This is a genomic window from Ferrimonas marina (genome assembly GCF_900129905.1).
Classification (GTDB): domain Bacteria; phylum Pseudomonadota; class Gammaproteobacteria; order Enterobacterales; family Shewanellaceae; genus Ferrimonas; species Ferrimonas marina.
In genome coordinates this window covers 391,442-408,042 of sequence record NZ_FQXG01000002.1, presented here as the reverse complement: position 1 = coordinate 408,042, position 16,601 = coordinate 391,442, and the positions used below count along the sequence as shown (strand labels likewise).

11 protein-coding genes are annotated in these 16,601 nt (G+C 64.6%); 5 read left to right on the top strand and 6 right to left on the bottom strand.

The features are described from left to right. Positions 1-2 precede the first annotated feature (2 nt). Complete coding sequence (locus tag BUC04_RS05525) at positions 3-1,484, top strand: sulfatase-like hydrolase/transferase (protein ID WP_082766636.1); 1,482 nt, start codon at positions 3-5, stop codon at positions 1,482-1,484. 49 nt (positions 1,485-1,533) lie between these two features. Here the strand turns inward: BUC04_RS05525 and BUC04_RS05520 are convergent, their stop codons facing one another. Then, entirely contained in the window at positions 1,534-4,056 is a 2,523-nt protein-coding gene (locus BUC04_RS05520) for a glycoside hydrolase family 3 C-terminal domain-containing protein (RefSeq protein ID WP_082766635.1), read from the bottom strand. A 134-nt stretch (positions 4,057-4,190) separates the two neighbouring features. Beyond that, complete coding sequence (locus BUC04_RS05515) at positions 4,191-5,105, bottom strand: LysR family transcriptional regulator (RefSeq protein WP_067659029.1); 915 nt, start codon at positions 5,103-5,105, stop codon at positions 4,191-4,193. Between the two features lie 110 nt (positions 5,106-5,215). On the opposite strand from BUC04_RS05515, the gene BUC04_RS05510 reads away from it, so the two are divergent. Continuing rightward, complete coding sequence (locus tag BUC04_RS05510; protein WP_067659023.1) at positions 5,216-6,172, top strand: universal stress protein; 957 nt, start codon at positions 5,216-5,218, stop codon at positions 6,170-6,172. Positions 6,173-6,272: 100 nt separating this feature from the next. Here the strand turns inward: BUC04_RS05510 and BUC04_RS05505 are convergent, their stop codons facing one another. Continuing rightward, positions 6,273-8,273, bottom strand: coding sequence for a methyl-accepting chemotaxis protein (locus tag BUC04_RS05505; protein WP_067659021.1), 2,001 nt, complete (start codon positions 8,271-8,273; stop codon positions 6,273-6,275). 314 nt (positions 8,274-8,587) lie between these two features. Here BUC04_RS05505 and BUC04_RS05500 point away from each other — a divergent pair, with 314 nt between their 5' ends. After that, positions 8,588-9,364 (top strand): ribonuclease T2 family protein, encoded by a 777-nt coding sequence (locus BUC04_RS05500; protein WP_159437655.1) that lies wholly within the window; start codon positions 8,588-8,590, stop codon positions 9,362-9,364. A 24-nt stretch (positions 9,365-9,388) separates the two neighbouring features. Here BUC04_RS05500 and BUC04_RS05495 read toward each other — a convergent pair whose 3' ends face one another. After that, positions 9,389-10,708, bottom strand: coding sequence for a sigma-54-dependent transcriptional regulator (locus tag BUC04_RS05495; protein WP_326937931.1), 1,320 nt, complete (start codon positions 10,706-10,708; stop codon positions 9,389-9,391). Beyond that, on the bottom strand, positions 10,705-12,171 hold the full coding sequence (locus BUC04_RS05490) for a sensor histidine kinase (protein ID WP_067659007.1): 1,467 nt from the start codon (positions 12,169-12,171) through the stop codon (positions 10,705-10,707). The genes BUC04_RS05495 and BUC04_RS05490 overlap by 4 nt, the downstream gene beginning before the upstream one ends. A 335-nt stretch (positions 12,172-12,506) precedes the next feature. Between BUC04_RS05490 and BUC04_RS05485 the strand changes: the two genes are divergently transcribed. Next, complete coding sequence (locus BUC04_RS05485) at positions 12,507-13,079, top strand: hypothetical protein (RefSeq protein WP_067659003.1); 573 nt, start codon at positions 12,507-12,509, stop codon at positions 13,077-13,079. A gap of 121 nt (positions 13,080-13,200) precedes the next feature. Then, complete coding sequence (locus BUC04_RS05480; RefSeq protein ID WP_067659000.1) at positions 13,201-13,446, top strand: HP1242/YdcH family protein; 246 nt, start codon at positions 13,201-13,203, stop codon at positions 13,444-13,446. A gap of 71 nt (positions 13,447-13,517) precedes the next feature. On the opposite strand, the gene BUC04_RS05475 is transcribed toward BUC04_RS05480, so the two are convergent. Further along, complete coding sequence (locus BUC04_RS05475; protein ID WP_067658997.1) at positions 13,518-16,601, bottom strand: efflux RND transporter permease subunit; 3,084 nt, start codon at positions 16,599-16,601, stop codon at positions 13,518-13,520.

Sequence of the window (16,601 nt, the reverse complement as noted above, 5' to 3'; positions counted from 1 at the left end):
TGATGCGCACTCTGTCCCTGCTTAGCCTTGCCCTATCCTCCGGAGTCACCGCCCCGGCGATGGCCGAAAACTCGGCACCTCAAGCGTTGGGTGAGTCCCAACGCCAACCCAACATCATCCTCATCCTGGCGGACGACCTGGGCTATGCCGGCCTGTCCAGTTTTGGCGGCGAAGGGATTGCCACCCCCCATCTGGATGCCTTGGTGGAGCAGGGCGCCAAACTCACCAACTTCTACGCCACCAGCACCGTGTGCACCCCCACCCGGGTGGGCCTGATGACCGGGCTGTACCCGCAGCGAACCGGGCTGGATCACCTCTATCACCACTGTGCGCCGGAGGGGCTCAGCCCAACCGAGTATCCCTCGCTGTCCCTGCACATGAAGGCCCAGGGCTACCGCACCGGGGTGTTTGGTAAATGGCACCTCGGCTCGGCGCCGGAGTACCAGCCCAAGGCCCAGGGCTTTGACGATTTCGTCGGCTTTCTCGATGGCAACATCGACTACATCAGCAAGCTCAATACCGAGAGCGAGGTGGACTGGTACGTACACCACGAGCACGGCTTCCAAGAGGGCTACGTCACCGATCTGCTCAACCAGGCGGTGGTGGACTTTATCGAGCGGGAGCAGGACAAGCCGTTCTTCATCTACCTGCCCCACGCCGCCCCCCATGTGCCGTTGCAGGGCCCCGGCGACAAGCCGCTGCGCACCGACGACTTCTACGTCTACACGGTGCAGGGCCAGTTCCCCAAGGCGGAGTACATGCGCCGCTACCGTGAGATCGTCGGCTCCATGGATGATGGCGTGGGGATGATGATGGCCAAGCTGCGGGAGTTGGGGCTGGAGCAAGACACCCTGATCATCTTTACCTCCGACAATGGCGGCGAGCGCACCGGGGTGCGCCATGGTCGGGTCAACGGTGAGCACCGGGGTCACAAGAACACCTTCTACGAGGGTGGCCTTAAGGTGCCGGCGTTAGCCTACTGGAAGGGCCGGATCGAGCCAGGCCAGGTGGTGGACACGCCGATGATCACCCACGACCTAACCCCCACCATCGCCAACCTCTCCGGCGCGCCGATGGAGGCTGCACTGGATGGGGTAGACCTGACCGACCTGCTGCTGCACGGTAAGGCCTTGGCCGAACGCCCCCTGTACTGGCAGCACACCCACAAGCTGGCGATGCGCGAGGGGGACTGGAAGCTGGTCTATCACCGCCCGCAGCCGGAGCTGTATCACCTGGCGTCGGATCCCCTGGAGCGGCACGACCGGGCCGGCGAGCCTGGGCAGCAGGCACGGCTTAAAGCGATGTCCGAGGCGGCGCTGAACTGGCGGGCCGAGACCGCGGTGGGGATCCCGGCGCAGCGGGTGATTGGCGAGCACCAGCCCTACCAGGGGCCGTGCAAGCGCGATCTTGACGCCTTTAACCAGGGCAAGCGCTATCGCTGGACCGACGCCGGTGGGGTGATTGAGGTGCCCAGCGCGGATTGAGCCGGGCAGACAGTGACAACAAAAAGGTGGCCGATTGGCCCCTTTGTCGTTACTGGTAGTTAAAGCCCTTGCTGAGGCGAACGTCCGCCACCGAGGCGCCGATGTGGAGCTGGAATCGGCCCGGGTCCACCGCCCAGTCATCCTGGGTCACGTCCCAGTAGGCCAGGTCGCGGTAGCCCAGGGTCATGGTGACCTCACCGCTCTCGCCAGGGGCCAGGGCAATCTTGCCAAAGCCCTTGAGCTCCTTGGCCGGGCGCTCGACTTTGGCGGCCTGGTCTTCCAGGTAGAGCTGCACCACCTCGCTGCCGGCGCGCTCACCTGTGTTGGTGATGGTGACCGTCACGGTGAGAGTCTCCTCGCCCTGAACAGTGTCGCTGGACAGGGCCAGGTTGTCGTAGCGGAACTGGGTGTAGGAGAGGCCGTGTCCGAACGGGAACAGCGGCGCGATCTCTTGCTGCTCAAACCAGCGGTAGCCGATAAAGACCCCCTCCTTGTAGAGCGAGTCGGTGGCGTTGTAGTCATCCAGGGCGATGGCGGCCACGTCCTCCAGTCGCTTGGGCAGGGTGATGGGCAGCTTACCGCTGGGGTTCACATCGCCAAACAGCACGTCAGCGTAGGCGTTGCCCGCTTCCATGCCGCCGTACCAGCCCCAAAGGAGGGCGTTGGCCTCTGGCTGCCACGGCATCTCCACCGGTGAGCCACCACCAATCATCACCACGGTGTTGGGGTTGGCCTTGATCAGGTTGGCGATGATCTCATCCTGGCCGCCGGGCATCACCAGATCGCTGCGGTCGATGGACTCGCGGTCGTCGGCGTGGCTGAGGCCACCGAAGTAGATCACCGCATCCGCCCCGGCTGCCGCGGCCATGTACTGCTCGGCATCGACAAACAGGTCGCCCGGTGCCTGCCAGCCCAGGGTGAACTGGTCGCTGCCCTGGTAGTTCAGTTCGAGCTGGTAATCCTGGCCGGCCTGCAGTGTGATGCTCTGGCCGGCATCGCTACCCTCGGTGCTCAGCAGCGGCTGGCCATCCAGGGTCAGGCTGAGGGCGCCATCGGTTTCCACCAGCAAGCGATGCTCACCGCTGGTGCGGGGACGCAGGGTGCCACGCAGACGGATCTGCTCGGTTTGGCCTGGTGTCGCCACCTGGTAGTGGGAATCCACCTGCCAGTCGTCGAAGTAGGGCTCACTCTGGCCCGGCTCGAACTTGGCCAGCTGCCAGGCGGGGGTGCCGGTCCAGTGGCGGGAGGCGACGAAGTCACCGGGGATCGGCCCCAGGCCCGAGCCACTGAGGCCACGCAGTACGGTGATCTCGACCTCATCCCCCAGGCGGTTTTGCAGCCCCTCCAGCGGGGTGACCTCGTACAGCGCCTTCACCTCGGAGGAGCCGCCCCCCAGGGCGTGGCGTTTGTCCGCGTTGGGGCCCATCACCAGTACGGACTTAACGCTGTCGGCGTCCAGCGGCAGCACCTGCTGGTTCTTCAGCAGCACGATCCCTTCGCTGATGATGGTGCGGGCCGCCTGCTGGTGGGCTTCGGTGTTGCGCTCGCCGCTGCGACGGTTGGGGTCCATCATGCCGATGCTGTGTTGCACCCGCAGCACCCGCCGCACCTTGTCATCCAGTACCGACTCCGGCACCCGGCCGTTCTCGATCATCGCCTGCAGTGGCTTGGCCAGGAAGTAGTCGTCGTAGCTGTCGACGTCGGTACCCATCTCGATGTCCAGGCCGTTCATGGCGGCGTCATAGGTGTTGATGTCAACGTTCCAGTCGGTCAGCAGCACCCCAGGGTAGCCCCATTCGCCCTTGAGGATCTCCATCACCAGCTTGTGGTTCTGGTTGGCGTTGGTGCCATAGACCCGGTTGTAGGCGCCCATGATGGTTTGGGTGTTGGCCTCTTTCACCGCCGCCTCAAAGGCGGGCAGGTAGACCTCCCGCAGGGTACGCTCGTCCGGTCGGGCATCGACACCGATGCGGTTGAGCTCCTGGCTATTGAGGGCGTAGTGCTTGACCGAGGCGGCGACGTCGTGGGCCTGGATCGCTTTGACCGAGGGCACCACCAGGCGCGAGGCCAGGTAGGGGTCTTCGCCGAGGTATTCAAAGTTGCGACCGTACAGCGGCAGGCGGGCCAGGTTGACCCCGGGGCCGAGGATCACGTCCTTACCTCGGTGACGGGCCTCACTACCCAGCACATCTCCGTGCAGCGCCGCCATCTTGGGGTTCCAGGTGGCCGCTACCGCGGTCAGCGGCGGCAGGTAGGTGGAGAAGTCGTCCTCTCGCTCGGCGGAGGCCCAGCTGTGGCGGTCGATCTCGTAACGCACGCCGTGGGGGCCATCGGACATCCACATCTCCGGGATCCCCAATCGCGGGATCCCCGCCACGGTGAACTTGGAGTTGGCGTGGGTCAGCGAGATCTTCTCCTCCAGGGTCATCTGCGCCAGCAGCGCCTCGATGCTGGCCTCGATCTGTTCCGGTGAGCGGGCATCGCTGCTATCCGGGCTGGCGCTGCCACAGCCGGAGAGCAGGGCAAGGGTGACAAGGGCCACGGGGAGGGCCGGTGAGAGGGGCTGATCCATGCAGAGGTTCCTTCCTGGTGTCAGTGATTTCCGTGGGCCGATAAGCCCGATCACTGTTTATGGGTTATCCGTAACCTACCTAAGCTTTTCGCCGCTATCCAGTAAAAATGTAAGCGTTTACATTCTGCTTTGGTCTAACCCTGGTCAGTGGCCAGCGGGGAGGCGGTCAGGTAGCGCAGGAAGGCTTCGGCCAACACCGAGGGGGATTGGTCCTTGGGCCAGACGAATTGCCAGTGGGTCTGGATCGGCAGCTCCTTGACCGCCAGCCGCTGGATTCCCGCCATGCCGCCGTAGCGGATGGCGTGCTCTGACAGGAAAGCCAAACCCAGACCAGCGGCAACGCACTGTTTGATCGCCTCATTGCTTTCGATCACCATCCTGGGGGTGAGGCGCAGATCGAGCCGGGCCAGGCACTGCTCCACCGCCAGGCGGGTACCGGAACCCGCCTCGCGAAACAGGAAGGCCTCCTGGCTGAGATCGTGCAGGCTGAGGCTGGGGTGCCCTCCCAGGGGGTGGGGATCCGGGGCGATGAGGTGCAACGGATTGGCCACCAGGGGGTGCACGTTGAGCGCCGGTTGCTCCGGCAGTTGGCTGAGTACATAGACGTCGTCCCGGTGCTGCTCCAGACGTTGCAGCAACTCGGCCCGGTTGACGATCTTCAGCTGCAGATCCACCAGTGGGTACTCCCGGGCGAAGGGGCCGATGATGGTGGGGATAAAGTACTTGGCGGTAGAGACCAGGGCGATACGCAGGGTACCGGCCTTGAGCTGGTGCAGATCCGCCAGGCTCATCTCCAGCCGCTCAGTGCTGCGAAGTACCTCGCGGGTGTACTCGGCCAGCAGGCGGGCACTCTCGGTGAAGATCAGGCGGCGATGGTGCAGATGGTAGAGCGGCTCGCTGAGCTGCTCACTGAGGCGCTTGAGCTGCAGTGACACCGTGGGTTGGGTCAGGTGCAGCTGCTGGGCCGCGGCAGTGATGGAACCGCGCTGATATACCTCGAGAAACACCTGCAGCTGGCGCAGGCTGACGCTGCGAAGGGGCAGGGTCATGGCACTACCTCATAGTATTCTGCCAATAGAGGGCATTAAAAACATTTAGTATCGCAAATGATAGCAATGGGGCAGATTGGTCGCTGTCAAACCGGCATTTGGAGGTCGATATGCAACAGGAAAGCATTCTGGTCCCGTTGGCGCAGGGACAAACACTGAGTGAACGCAGTGCGCCATTGCTGACCTTTGCGGAGATCTCCGGGGCGCAGCTAACCCTGCTCACCGTGGTGGAGAACATCCAGATGGTGGGCTCCAGCGGGCGCTCCCTGCTGGATATGCTCAAGCTTGCGATGCAGGCGCAGCGTGAGGTACTGGACGCCCAGGCTTACGAGCTGCGGTTGCAGTATCCGAGCCTGAAGATCGATACCGAGGTGATCAGCGGCAAGCCCTTTATTGAGATCGTTAAATACGCTGACAAGATCAACGCCAGCCTGATCGCCATCGACGTCAGCCGCCGTCACAAGGAGTCGGCCTGTCAGTATGGCAGCACCACCCGTCACCTGATGCGCAAGTCGCAGGTGCCGCTGTGGGTGCTCAGTCCCTCCGAGCGGGTCGATTTCAAGAAGGTGGTGGCGGCGGTGGACATCGTCACCTGCGATCCGGAAACCCAGCATATGAACGAGCAGATCGTGCAGCGGGCCCACGCCATAGCACAGCAGCAGGGGGCACAGCTGCAGGTGTGCCACGTCTGGCGGTTGGATGCGGAGGGGTATCTGCGTACCTGGGGGCGCTACAGCGAGACTGAGATCGCCACCGTGGCGCAGCAGGAGGAGCATCAGCGGATGATGCGGCTGGAGGCGCTGTTGGCGAGACTGGGCTTGTCGACGGAGAAGGTGCCCCTGGTGATGTTGGAGGGGGACGCCAAGACCGAGATCTCGGCCTTTGTGAACCGGGTGGAGTCTGATCTGTTGGTGATGGGGACCTTGGCCCGCAGCGGCATTGCCGGCTTCTTGATGGGCAACACCGCCGAGCGGGTGATCGATGAGGTGCACTGCTCGGTGCTGACCCTCAAGCCGGAAGGGTTCCGTTCGCCCATCCTTGAGGTTGAGAAGGCCTACGAAAACTGAGGCAACACCAGGCTGCCGTGGGCATTCACCACCTGGCTGACGGCAGCGTCATCGAGGATCAAAAAAGGCCCGCAGTGCGGGCCTTTTTGCATCACTTGGCTCAGAGCCGGAAACGCTGCAGCTGGGCTTTTAGGCTGGCAGCCAGGCTGTTGAGATCATCGGCGGCATCCACCGTCTGGCCGGCGGCTTGCTCGCCCTGGCGGGCAAGATCGGTAATGTCGCTGAGGTTGCTGGCGATCTCATCCGCCACCGCTCCCTGCTGCTCGGCGGCGCTGGCGATGGAGCCGGCGTTGGAGGCAACCTGGGACACCCCCTGGTTGATGGTGGAGAGGGCCTCACCGGCCTGACGGGACAGGCTGGAGGAGTGCTGGCTCACCGCCAGGCTGCTGGCCATCTGCTCCACCGCGTGCTGGGTGCGGCTTTGCAGCTGCTCGATGGTGGTGCCGATCTCGGTGGTGGAGACCTGGGTCCGCTGCGCCAGGGCGCGAACCTCCTCCGCGACCACGGCAAAGCCACGGCCCTGATCCCCGGCCCGGGCGGCCTCGATGGCGGCGTTGAGCGCCAGCAGGTTGGTCTGATCGGCGATCTCGTTGATCACCTTCACCACCTGGTTGATCGCCTCACTCTCGCGCTCCACCTTATCGATGGCCTGGGAGCCCTGGTTGAGGGATTCCGCCAGGCTGTCCATCTCCAGGATCACCTTATCGACCTGCTGATCGCCCTCGGCGGTGGCGTCGCTGACATGCTGGGATTGCTCGGCGGAGGTGACGGCGTGACGGGCCACCTCACGAACGGAGCTGCTCATCTCCTCCATCGCCGTGGCGATCTGGTCGGTTTGACGCATCAGATCCGCAGCCCCCTCGCCATTGACCTGGGCGGATTGCTTCAGACCGGCAGAGGCGCTTTCCAGCTGCAGGGCAGAGCGCTGCAGCTCGCTGAGCAGGCTGCGCAGTTGCTGCACCATGATCGCCACGTTGGCGCGGATACGGTGGGTCTCGTTATCGCTGTTGCTGTTGTCGTCGGCCAGCTCAGCGGTGAGATCACCCTGGCCGATGGCCGCCAATTGCTCGTTGAGCTCCTGCAGCGGACGCAGGCGCACGGTCAGTACCGCGCCCACCATCACCGACAGGGCGATGGAGGCCACCAGCACCAGCAGGGCCATGCCGTTGCGCACCCCATCCAGCGCCTGATCCAGTTCATCGGTCGGCACCAGGGCAGCCAGCAACCAGTCGGGCCCGGCGATGCGAACCGCGTCGATGCTCCAATCCTGCTGCTGGATCTCTTGCTCAGTTTGTGTGGCCTGGTTGCCTAGCCAGCCGCCGAGCACCGGTTGGCCATTGTCGTTGCGAAGCTCATCGCTGTGGCTCAGTCCGCCAGGGTGGAACAGCATGCTGCCGTCGCTGCGCAGCAGGGTGAAGTAGCCGGATTCGACAATGGTCAGGTTGGCCAGGGTCTGGCCTATCTGATCGAAGGAGTCGGAGACATCCTGACCGATGTAGAGCGCCCCAATCACCTGCTGGTTGGCATCGACGATGGGGTCGTAGATGGTGATGTAGCGACGGCCAAACAGGGTTGCGTGGCCCTCGTAGCGCTCGCCGCTGAGCAGGCCGTCCAGGGCCGGGTGGGCGGCACCCAGCTGAGTGCCGGTGGCACGGCTGCCATCCTGCTTGCGCAGGGAGGTGGTGATGCGGGTGAAGTCGTCGCCATCGCGGACGAACACCGTCGCGGTGCCGCCGGTGATGTTGGCGAAACGATCCACCTGGGCGACGATGCCGTTGACGGCCCGGTTGCCCTGGCGCAGCTCAGGTGCGGTGGCGCCCTGCATGGTGACGGTGCGACCGCTGAGGTCAAACTGGTGGTGGAACATCTCGGCGAACAGCCGCGCATTATGGTGAGCCAGGCTGATCTGGGTCTGGTACTGGCTGTCCAGCAGGCTGGCCATGGCGGTCAGCTGATCCTGACCGGCGTCGAGGTTGGTTTGTCGCAGCGTGTCGGCGGTCATCCGAAACGCCAGTGCCCCTGCCAGGGCCATGATCAACAGGGTGCCCGCCATGGCCAAGACCCCGATCTGACGCCCCAGTCGCCAATGATTAAAGCTCATAGATGTATCCAAGTGTCAGTATTTAATAGACTTTTTGTAGTTCTGACCGGAACTTTACTGGCCTGTTAAGGCGGTGAGCAACCGCTAACTGCGGGGCACACAACGGATGAATTGGGCTCGGTGAAGATTGCCGGCTTGTGCTAGGCTTGCGCCGACTGCCTGCTGATGACCCCGGATCCATGTTTCGATTACTGATTTTACTAGCCTTTTTTACCTCTCCGCTGGCTGCACAGGTGGCCGCGGATGGCCAGTTTCTGGCCTCGGAAAGCTGCCCGGCCTGGCACTCCATTCGGCAGCAGACAAATCCTGGAAATGTGACCCTGATCCCAGGTCAGGCCTACCCCATCCTGGCGGAGAACCGTCCCCAGGGAGAGTGGTGGCTGGTGCGGGTGGGGGATCAGCGGCGCTGGGTCAGTAAGGCGTGCGGTGAGCGCGATGGTGCGGCCACAGAGCCAGCCCAGACAGCCACCACGGCGCTAGCTCAAGCACCGACCCCGGCAGGTTTTAGCCATTACACCCTGGCGATGAGCTGGCACAGTGGCTTCTGCGCCAGCCAGGGGCAACGGCCGGATTGCCGCTCACCCCAGGCCAACCTGGTGCTTCATGGCTTGTGGCCCTCAGGTCAGCCGGGGCGTCACCCGGAGTATTGCGACGGCAGCCAGCGCCAGCGCTTTTGTCAGTACGACAGCCTGGGCCTGCCCCAGGGGCAGTGGCAGGCGCTGCAGCAGGTGATGCCGGGTACCCAGGTCTGCCTGGGTCGCTACCAGTGGCACAAGCACGGCAGCTGCAGTGGGTTGGCGAAAGGGGACTACTTTGAACTGGCCATCGGCTATTCCCACTGGCTGCGCAGCTCCGAGCCGGCGCGCCAGCTGCGCTCGGTGGCGGGAACCCGGGTCAGCCGGGCCCGGGTGCTGGGCTGGTTTGAGCAGTGGGGAGCTAAGGACGCGGTCAGCCTGCATTGCCGTGATGGGGTGCTGCAGGAGGTGCGACTGAACCTGGTGGCGCAACTGCCGGCAACGCCGGGACCCACCTCGCTGCTGCCAGCATCACTGAGCCAGCGCTGCCCCAGCCAGTTTGAGGTTTTGCCCTAGTGCTGCTCTGATTTAAAGGGCTGGCTACAAGCCGTGTTTGTCGAGGCGGTAGAGGAACGCCTTGTAGCCCAGGTTAAGCAGCCGGGCGGCCTCGCTGCGGTTGCCGCCTGCCCGTTGCAGCGCCGCTTCCAGGTAGCCACGCTCAACACTGTCCCAGTCCACCCCCTGCTCCGGCAGGGCGATCCCCTCCTCGCTGGGGGCTGATTCCAGCACCAGTTCATCCAGCAGCACCAGTCGCTCCACCACGTTGCCCAGCTGGCGAACATTGCCCGGCCAGGGGTGGCTCATCAGGGTCTTCATCCGCTCAGGTGCCAGGGTGGGAGGCGGACAGCCGTAACGGCGGCTGGCCTGGTCGACAAAGTGGTGGACCAGGGCGGGGATGTCTTCGGGTCGCTGACGCAGCGGCGGCATGGTCAGGGGGATGACATTGAGCCGGTAGTAGAGATCCTCGCGAAACTGCCCCTGCTGGATCGCCTCGGCCAGGTCCCGGTGGGTGGCGGCGATCACCCGCAGATCCACCGGTCGCTCCTTGCTGCTGCCCAGCCGGGTGATGCTGCCCTCCTGCAGCGCCCTCAGCAACCGGGTCTGCAGCTCCAACGGCAGTTCGCCGATCTCATCCAGGAACAGGGTGCCGCCATGGGCCGCCTCCAGCTTGCCGATGCGGGTCTGATGGGCACCGGTGTAGGCGCCCTTCTCGGCGCCGAACAGCTCCGATTCCGCCAGGCTGGCGGGGATGGCACCGCAGTTGACGGCAATGAAGGGGCCGCTGCGCTGGGACAGCTTGTGCAGTGCCCGGGCTGCCAACTCCTTGCCGGTGCCACTTTCCCCCTGGATCAGTACCGTGGCGCTGGCCTGGCTGACCCGCTCAATCCGTTGATACAGCGCCTGCATCGGCGCGGAGTGACCAATGAGGTCGACCAACCGTTCCTGCTGGGACAACTGCTGTTTCAGCTGTAGATTGTCCTGGCGCAGTGCCCGGGCCCGGGCCAGCTTATCCACGGTCAAAAGCATTGCCTGGCCGGTGAAAGGCTTGGCCAGGTAGTCATCGGCGCCCAGCTTGATGGCATGGACCGCGTGCTCAATGGAGCCGTAGGCGGTAGCGACCACAATAGCCAGGGTGGGCCAGCGCCGGCGGGCCTGCTCAATCAGCGCCCCGGCGTCGCCCTGGGCCAGCTTCCAGTCGGAGAACAGCAGGTCCGGCGTCTGCGCCGCCAGGGCTTGCTCTGCCTCGGTCTGGGTCGCCACGGCGTGAACCTTGTGGCCCGCCTCGGTGAGGATCTGGCTCAGTAGCTCGCGCTGGGCAGGGTCGTCCTCCAGCAGGACGATACGACATTGGGACATCATTGCTCTCCTTGGCCGAGGATCAGGCTGGCACGGGCGCCTTCTATGCCCTCGTTGCCGGGACGATTCTCCAGGGTCACCTCACCCTGGTACCAGAGCCGGGCTAGGCGACGGGCCAGGTAGAGCCCCATGCCGGAACCCTCGGCTTTGCTGGTCTGGTGGGGCTGAAACAGCCGCTCCGCCAGGCTGGGATCCAGACCCGGGCCATCGTCGTCCACCACCAGCCGGGTACCCTGTGGATGAGGCTGGCTGTGGATCCGCACCTCGCCGCCATCCGGGCTGGCCTCCAGGGCGTTGACTATCAGAACATGCAGCAGGGTGCGCAGCTCAGTGTGGGCACCGGTCAGGCTGAGTTGCTGCGACAGTTGATTAGCAAAGCGGATCCGGCGTGGGTTGGTCATCGACAGCTCCAGTATGATGTCATCCACCAGGGCACGGGCTTTGTGGGTTTCGTTGCGGTCGATCCCCTGGGTGGAGAGGGTCAGCAGGGCAGTGAGGCTCTTGTCCATGTGCTGCAGCTTGCGGCGGATTTGCTCCTGCCAGGGGGAGTCGCCCTCGGCTTTGGCCACCTGGTCCAGGGTCAGGCCGATGGTGTGCAGCGGATTGCGCAGGGCATGGGCCAGGCCGCGAGCGATCTCGCCGATCTCCGCCAGGTGGGCGCGGCTTTGCATCTGTCGCTGCTGCTCGGTCATCTGCGCCAGCGCCCGGCTCATCTGGTTGAAGGCCTCCATGGTGTTGCGCACCTCACGGCTGCCCCGGGGATTGAGGGTGTGGCCGAGGTCACCGGCGGCCAGCTGCTGGCAGCCCCGGTCCAGCGCCTCCAGCGGCTGCGATAGCCGTTGCGCCAACAGGTAGATCAGACCCAAGCCCACCAGCCCCAGGGCCAGCAGGCTCCACAGTAGGGTGTGGTTGAACTGCTGCAGCAGCTGCTGCTCCGGGCTCTGGGGCAGGGCCAGTTGGTGTTGCTTGGTGTCAAAGCCCTGGATAGCGACGCTGCCTTCGCCAAACTCGATCTGGATGGCCCGGGCCTGGGCTAAGGCTTCGGTGCGTGCCGCTTCCAGCTCGCGCTGAACCTGCTCGCGCTCCTCGTCGCTCAGATGAGGCAGCCAGGTATCGCTGCCCCAGTGCTGTTGCCACCGCAGCGCCTCCTCGGCAATCGCCTCCGCCTGGGCTTGCAGCTCGGCCTGGGCTTCCTTCGGCAGGGCCTGCTGTTGGAGTCGCTCCGCCTGTTGCTGCAATCGCTCGACCTGCTCCGGAGAGGGAGCCATCAGCACCAGTCGTCGCTGCTCATCCTCGAACAGGTGCTCTACGGTCACCTCGGCGACATGGCGTGCCACCAGTGAGGACTGGTCTGCCAGGGTGGCGTGCAGGTCCCGGCCCAGCAACTGGACCAGGATCAGCTGCATCGCGGTAAACAGCAGCAACAGCGAGCCAAAGGCGAAGAACAGGTAACGCTTCAGGGACATGGAATGCACTCTCCAACGCGAGCAGGGATTGGATCCAGGTATACAGATCTCATGCCAGCTCAAGCTCGCAGAGCCGATGGGGAAAAACAAGGGCAGAGCATCGCCATGTTGTTGATTTCTCATACCGAGAAGCCAGGACAGGGTGCCCATCTGGGTAACCTGGCCTGCCCATATCGGGAGGTTGCTGACTGGCCGGTGCCGTTGAGGGTCATGTCCCGGGGCTTTGCCGGGTTGGCACGGCTTTTTCAACGCAAGGCCTGAATCCCGTGCCGTAACCGGTACGCCGTGGGGCTCATGCCGTTGAGTGAGCCCAACCCAACCTCAAGGAGCGAACGATGAAACACCTTATTAGCAGCCTTAGCCTGGTTTTGACCCTGGCCATGGTGGCCCCGAGCTGGGCCGACAGCCTCAAACTGGTTCGGACCGACGCCGGCCCCCTGCTGGTGACCCTGGAGCGGGCCGGTGCCGTGACCCGGCTGGAGCTGGACCCGGCCCAGCCGGATTGGAACGCGGTGGAGAGCGCGATGGAGGGGATGGTCGAGCGGGACGACTGGCTCAGCCTGATGCAGTCGGTCAGTGAGGGCGAGGGCAACCTGAGCCTGTCGCTGCACAGTCAGGGCAGCCACCGGGTGGAGATTGTGACCCTGCCGGCGCTGGGGCCGGAGTTTGAGGTGGAGATGGAGGCGCTGCAGGCCCGGCTGGCGGAGGAGGGGGTGCGGATCCAGCAGCATGCCATCGCCATTGCCGAGGCGGTGACCCAGCAGGGCGAGTGGCACGCACTCTCTGCCGCCGAGCACCAGAGCCAGACGATTGCCCAGCTTATAGAGCACAGTGATTTGACTGAAGAGCAGATAGAGCAGCTGCAAACCCAGTTGGCGGACAAGGCGCCGGTTGAGCCGCCGCGCTAGCCGCAGCTGGCCGGCTCTCGCCCCGCTGTTGGCTTGGGGCCGCATAAACGGCAGCAAGTCACGCCTCGTCGCTATGGACTAAATTTAGATGTTACCTGTAGCAACGAGAAGAGGGCACGCCATGCTGGGCGAGAACCATGCGCTGATGTACGAGTATCCTGAGCTTAAGGAGAAGATCCACCAACTGAAGCTGTCGGACGAGGCATTTGCCCAGATGGCCAAGGAGTATCATGACCTGGACCACGAGATCCGGGGCCTGGAGGTCAACGGGGTACCGACCACTGACAGTCGCTTTGTTGAGCTCAAAGCCCGTCGTGTGCACCTGAAGGATCAGCTGCACGCCCGCCTGGTAAATGGCAAGGGGTAGTCTTGATCTCGGGAAAACAAGAGCGAGCCGGATGGCTCGCTCTTTGCGTTTCAGACCAGTTGAATCACCGTTTAGGCGGCGATGGCCACCGGCTTGGGCTGAACCCCGCGCCCGGGCAGGCGCCGGGCAAGCCGGTAGGCTACCGGCACGAAGATAAAGGAGAGCAGGGTGGTCAGCAGGGTACCGCCGGCGATGGCGATGGCGAAGGGGGGCCAAAAGCCACCACCGGCCAGGATCAATGGCAGGAAGCCGCCGATGGTGGTGATGGTGGTGGAGCCGATATGGCGGCCACAGCTGAGCACCGCCTCGACGATGGCCCCGGTATGGCCCGCCTGGGCCTGGGGACTGTCCTCCAGCTCCACCAGGATCACGATGGCGGCGTTGATCGCCAGCCCCATCAGGCCCAGCAGGGCGATGATGACGTTGAAGCCAAAGGCGTAACCAGCCAGGTACACCGACAGCAGTCCCATACCAATGGACTGCCCTGCGCTGGCCAGGATTACCGTGGTGAGGCGGAAGGAGTTAAAGGTCAGCACCACGATGGTGATCAGTAGCACCATGATGATGGCGACGCTGGAGAGCAGCTTGCCCACCGCTTCATTTCGCTCGGCGCTCTCGCCGCCCAGCTCCAGCCGGTAGCCCTGGGGCAGGACAAAACCCTGTTGGTCGAGCTGAGCCAACACCTGGTTGAGCACCTGGGAGGGCAGGATCCCCGCTTGCAGGTAGGCCTCGATGTCCACCACCCGTTCACCGTTACGGCGGGGGATCTGGCTACGGCTGGACTCGATCACCCGCTGACCCAAGGCAGACACCGGCAGCAGCTTGCCATCGGCCAGGGCCAGCTGCAGGTTGCCCAGATCGCCACTGGCGGCCCGTTGCTGTGAACTCAGTCGAACCCGCACCGGCAGAGCCTCCGGCCCCTCCTGCAAAGTGCCACCGGTGCTGCCATCCAGTGCCGCACGGATCTGGCTGGTGACCTGGGACAGGGTCAGGCCAGCGGCGCTGACCGCCTGTTCATCCAGCTCCAGCTTGACCCGCGGCAGACCGCTGCTGAGGCTGGCCCGGGTCTGGGTGACCTCAGGCTGTTGCAGCAGCACCAGTCGCAGTTGTTCGGCGATGGTATCCAGTTGCGCCAGGTCCGGCCCCAGCACCCGCAGCTCCACCGGCGCATTAAAGGGCGGGCCCTGCTCCAGCTTGCGCACCATCAGCTGCATGTCCGGGAACTGACTGGGCAGTTCCTCCTGCAGCGATTCGATCAGGGCGTTGGCCCGCTGGAAGTCGACCGCGGTGATCATCCCCTGGGCGTACTTGGGCACCCCCTGCTGGCGCTGCAGCAGGTTGTAGTAGAAGGAGGGGACGTTGCGGCCGACGCTCCAGGCGGTCTGGGTGATGCCAGGCACCTGGCGCAGGTAGGCATCCAGCGCCTCGACCCGGCGGTAGGTGGCGGGCAGGCTACTGGACTCGCTCATGTGCACCTCGATCTGGAACATGTCCCTGTCCGAGGTGGGGAAGAACTGCTCGGTCATCTGGCCGGCGGCCCAGAAGCCGGTCATCGGCAGGCCCAGCATCAGCACCAGAGCAAGCCAGGGGTGGGCCAGGGCCAGGGTCAGGGAGCGTCGCAGTGCCTGGGCCAGCCAGGGCAGGCTCAGCCCCTGCTGCCACCAGTGGCCACCATTACGGGGCTTAACGAAGCGGCCACCGAGGCCGGCGATCAGGGTGTGGGACACCAGGTAGGACGCGAGCAGGGCAAAGCTGACCGACAGGGCGATGCCGCCGACGAACTCACCGGCGGGGCCCGGCATCAGCCAGATGGGGGCAAAGGCCAGCACGGTGGTGAGAGTACTGGCCAGCAGCGGCAGCCAGAAGTGCTTGAGGGTGCGCCGTACCGCCTCCACCGGCGAGTGCCCCTCGCTGCGGCGCTGGCCGATGGCGTCAACGATGACGATGGCGTTGTCCACCATGATCCCCAGCGCCACCACCAGGCCGGTGACCGACATCTGGTGGATCGGCAGACCGTAGAACTGCATGCAGGTGAGGGTGATCAGGGCGGTCAGTGGCAATGCGGCGGCCACCAGCAGGGCACTGCGCAGCCCCAGGGTGATCAGCAGCACCAGCAGGATCAGCACAAAGCCCTGACCCAGGTTGACCAGCAGCTCCTGCAACCGGTTCTCGGTGTACTCCCGTTGGGTGAACAGGGTATCCAGCTGCACGTTGCTGGGCAGTTGCTGCTGCAAGCTGGCCAGCTGGCGCTCCACCTGCTCATCCCATATGTCTACCCGCACGTCCGGCAGCATCCGTACCGCCACCAGGATGGCAGGATCGCCATTGACCAATGCCAGGTCTTCCCCCGGCTGCTGCACGCCCCGCTGTACCTGGGCGACGTCGCCAACCCGCAGGCCCTGCAAGCGGTTGTCCAGCCGCAACGGGATCTGTTCTATCCGGGCCAGGGAGTCAAGCTCACCGGCCACCTCCACCTGGGCCCGGACCCGGCTGTTCTCCAAAGTACCGGCGGAGCCCTTGGCGTCGGCCTGGGCGATCAGCGCTGCCAGGCTGTCCAGTGTCAGGCCCAGCGCTGGCAGTTCGGCGTCATCCACCAGCACCTGGATCTCCTCCTGGGGCCGGCCCTGGACCTTGACGAAATCGGTACCGCCGAGCACCCGCAGCCGGTTGGCCAAAGCCTCGCCATAGCGCCCCAGCGCGGTGATGTCCGGCTCGCCCGGGCCGGACCAGCGCAGCGAGAAGATGCGGGTGAAGGCGTAACCCAGCTGATCATCCAGGCTGGGGGCAGCGACGCCTTGCGGCAGCATCGCCTGGGCATCGTTAAGCAGATCCCGGGCTCGCGACCAGACGGTGTCGGTGTCGAATACGTCGTCCTTGAGCTCCAGGGTAATGGCGGAGATCCCCGGGCGGGAGTTGGAGGTGATCAGCGAGAGCTCATCGAGCTGGCGCAGCTGGGATTCCAGCACCTCGGTGACCAGCATCTCTACCCGCTCCGCGGAGGCGCCAGGGTAGGGGGTGATCACCGCGGCAAAGCGGTTGGTGATGTGGGGATCCTCGGTGCGGGGCAGCTGGTTGAGGGCGCCGCTGCCCATCACCAGGATCAGCGCCACCATCAACAGGATAAGCCGGGGGTTACGAACCAGGGCCTGGATCAT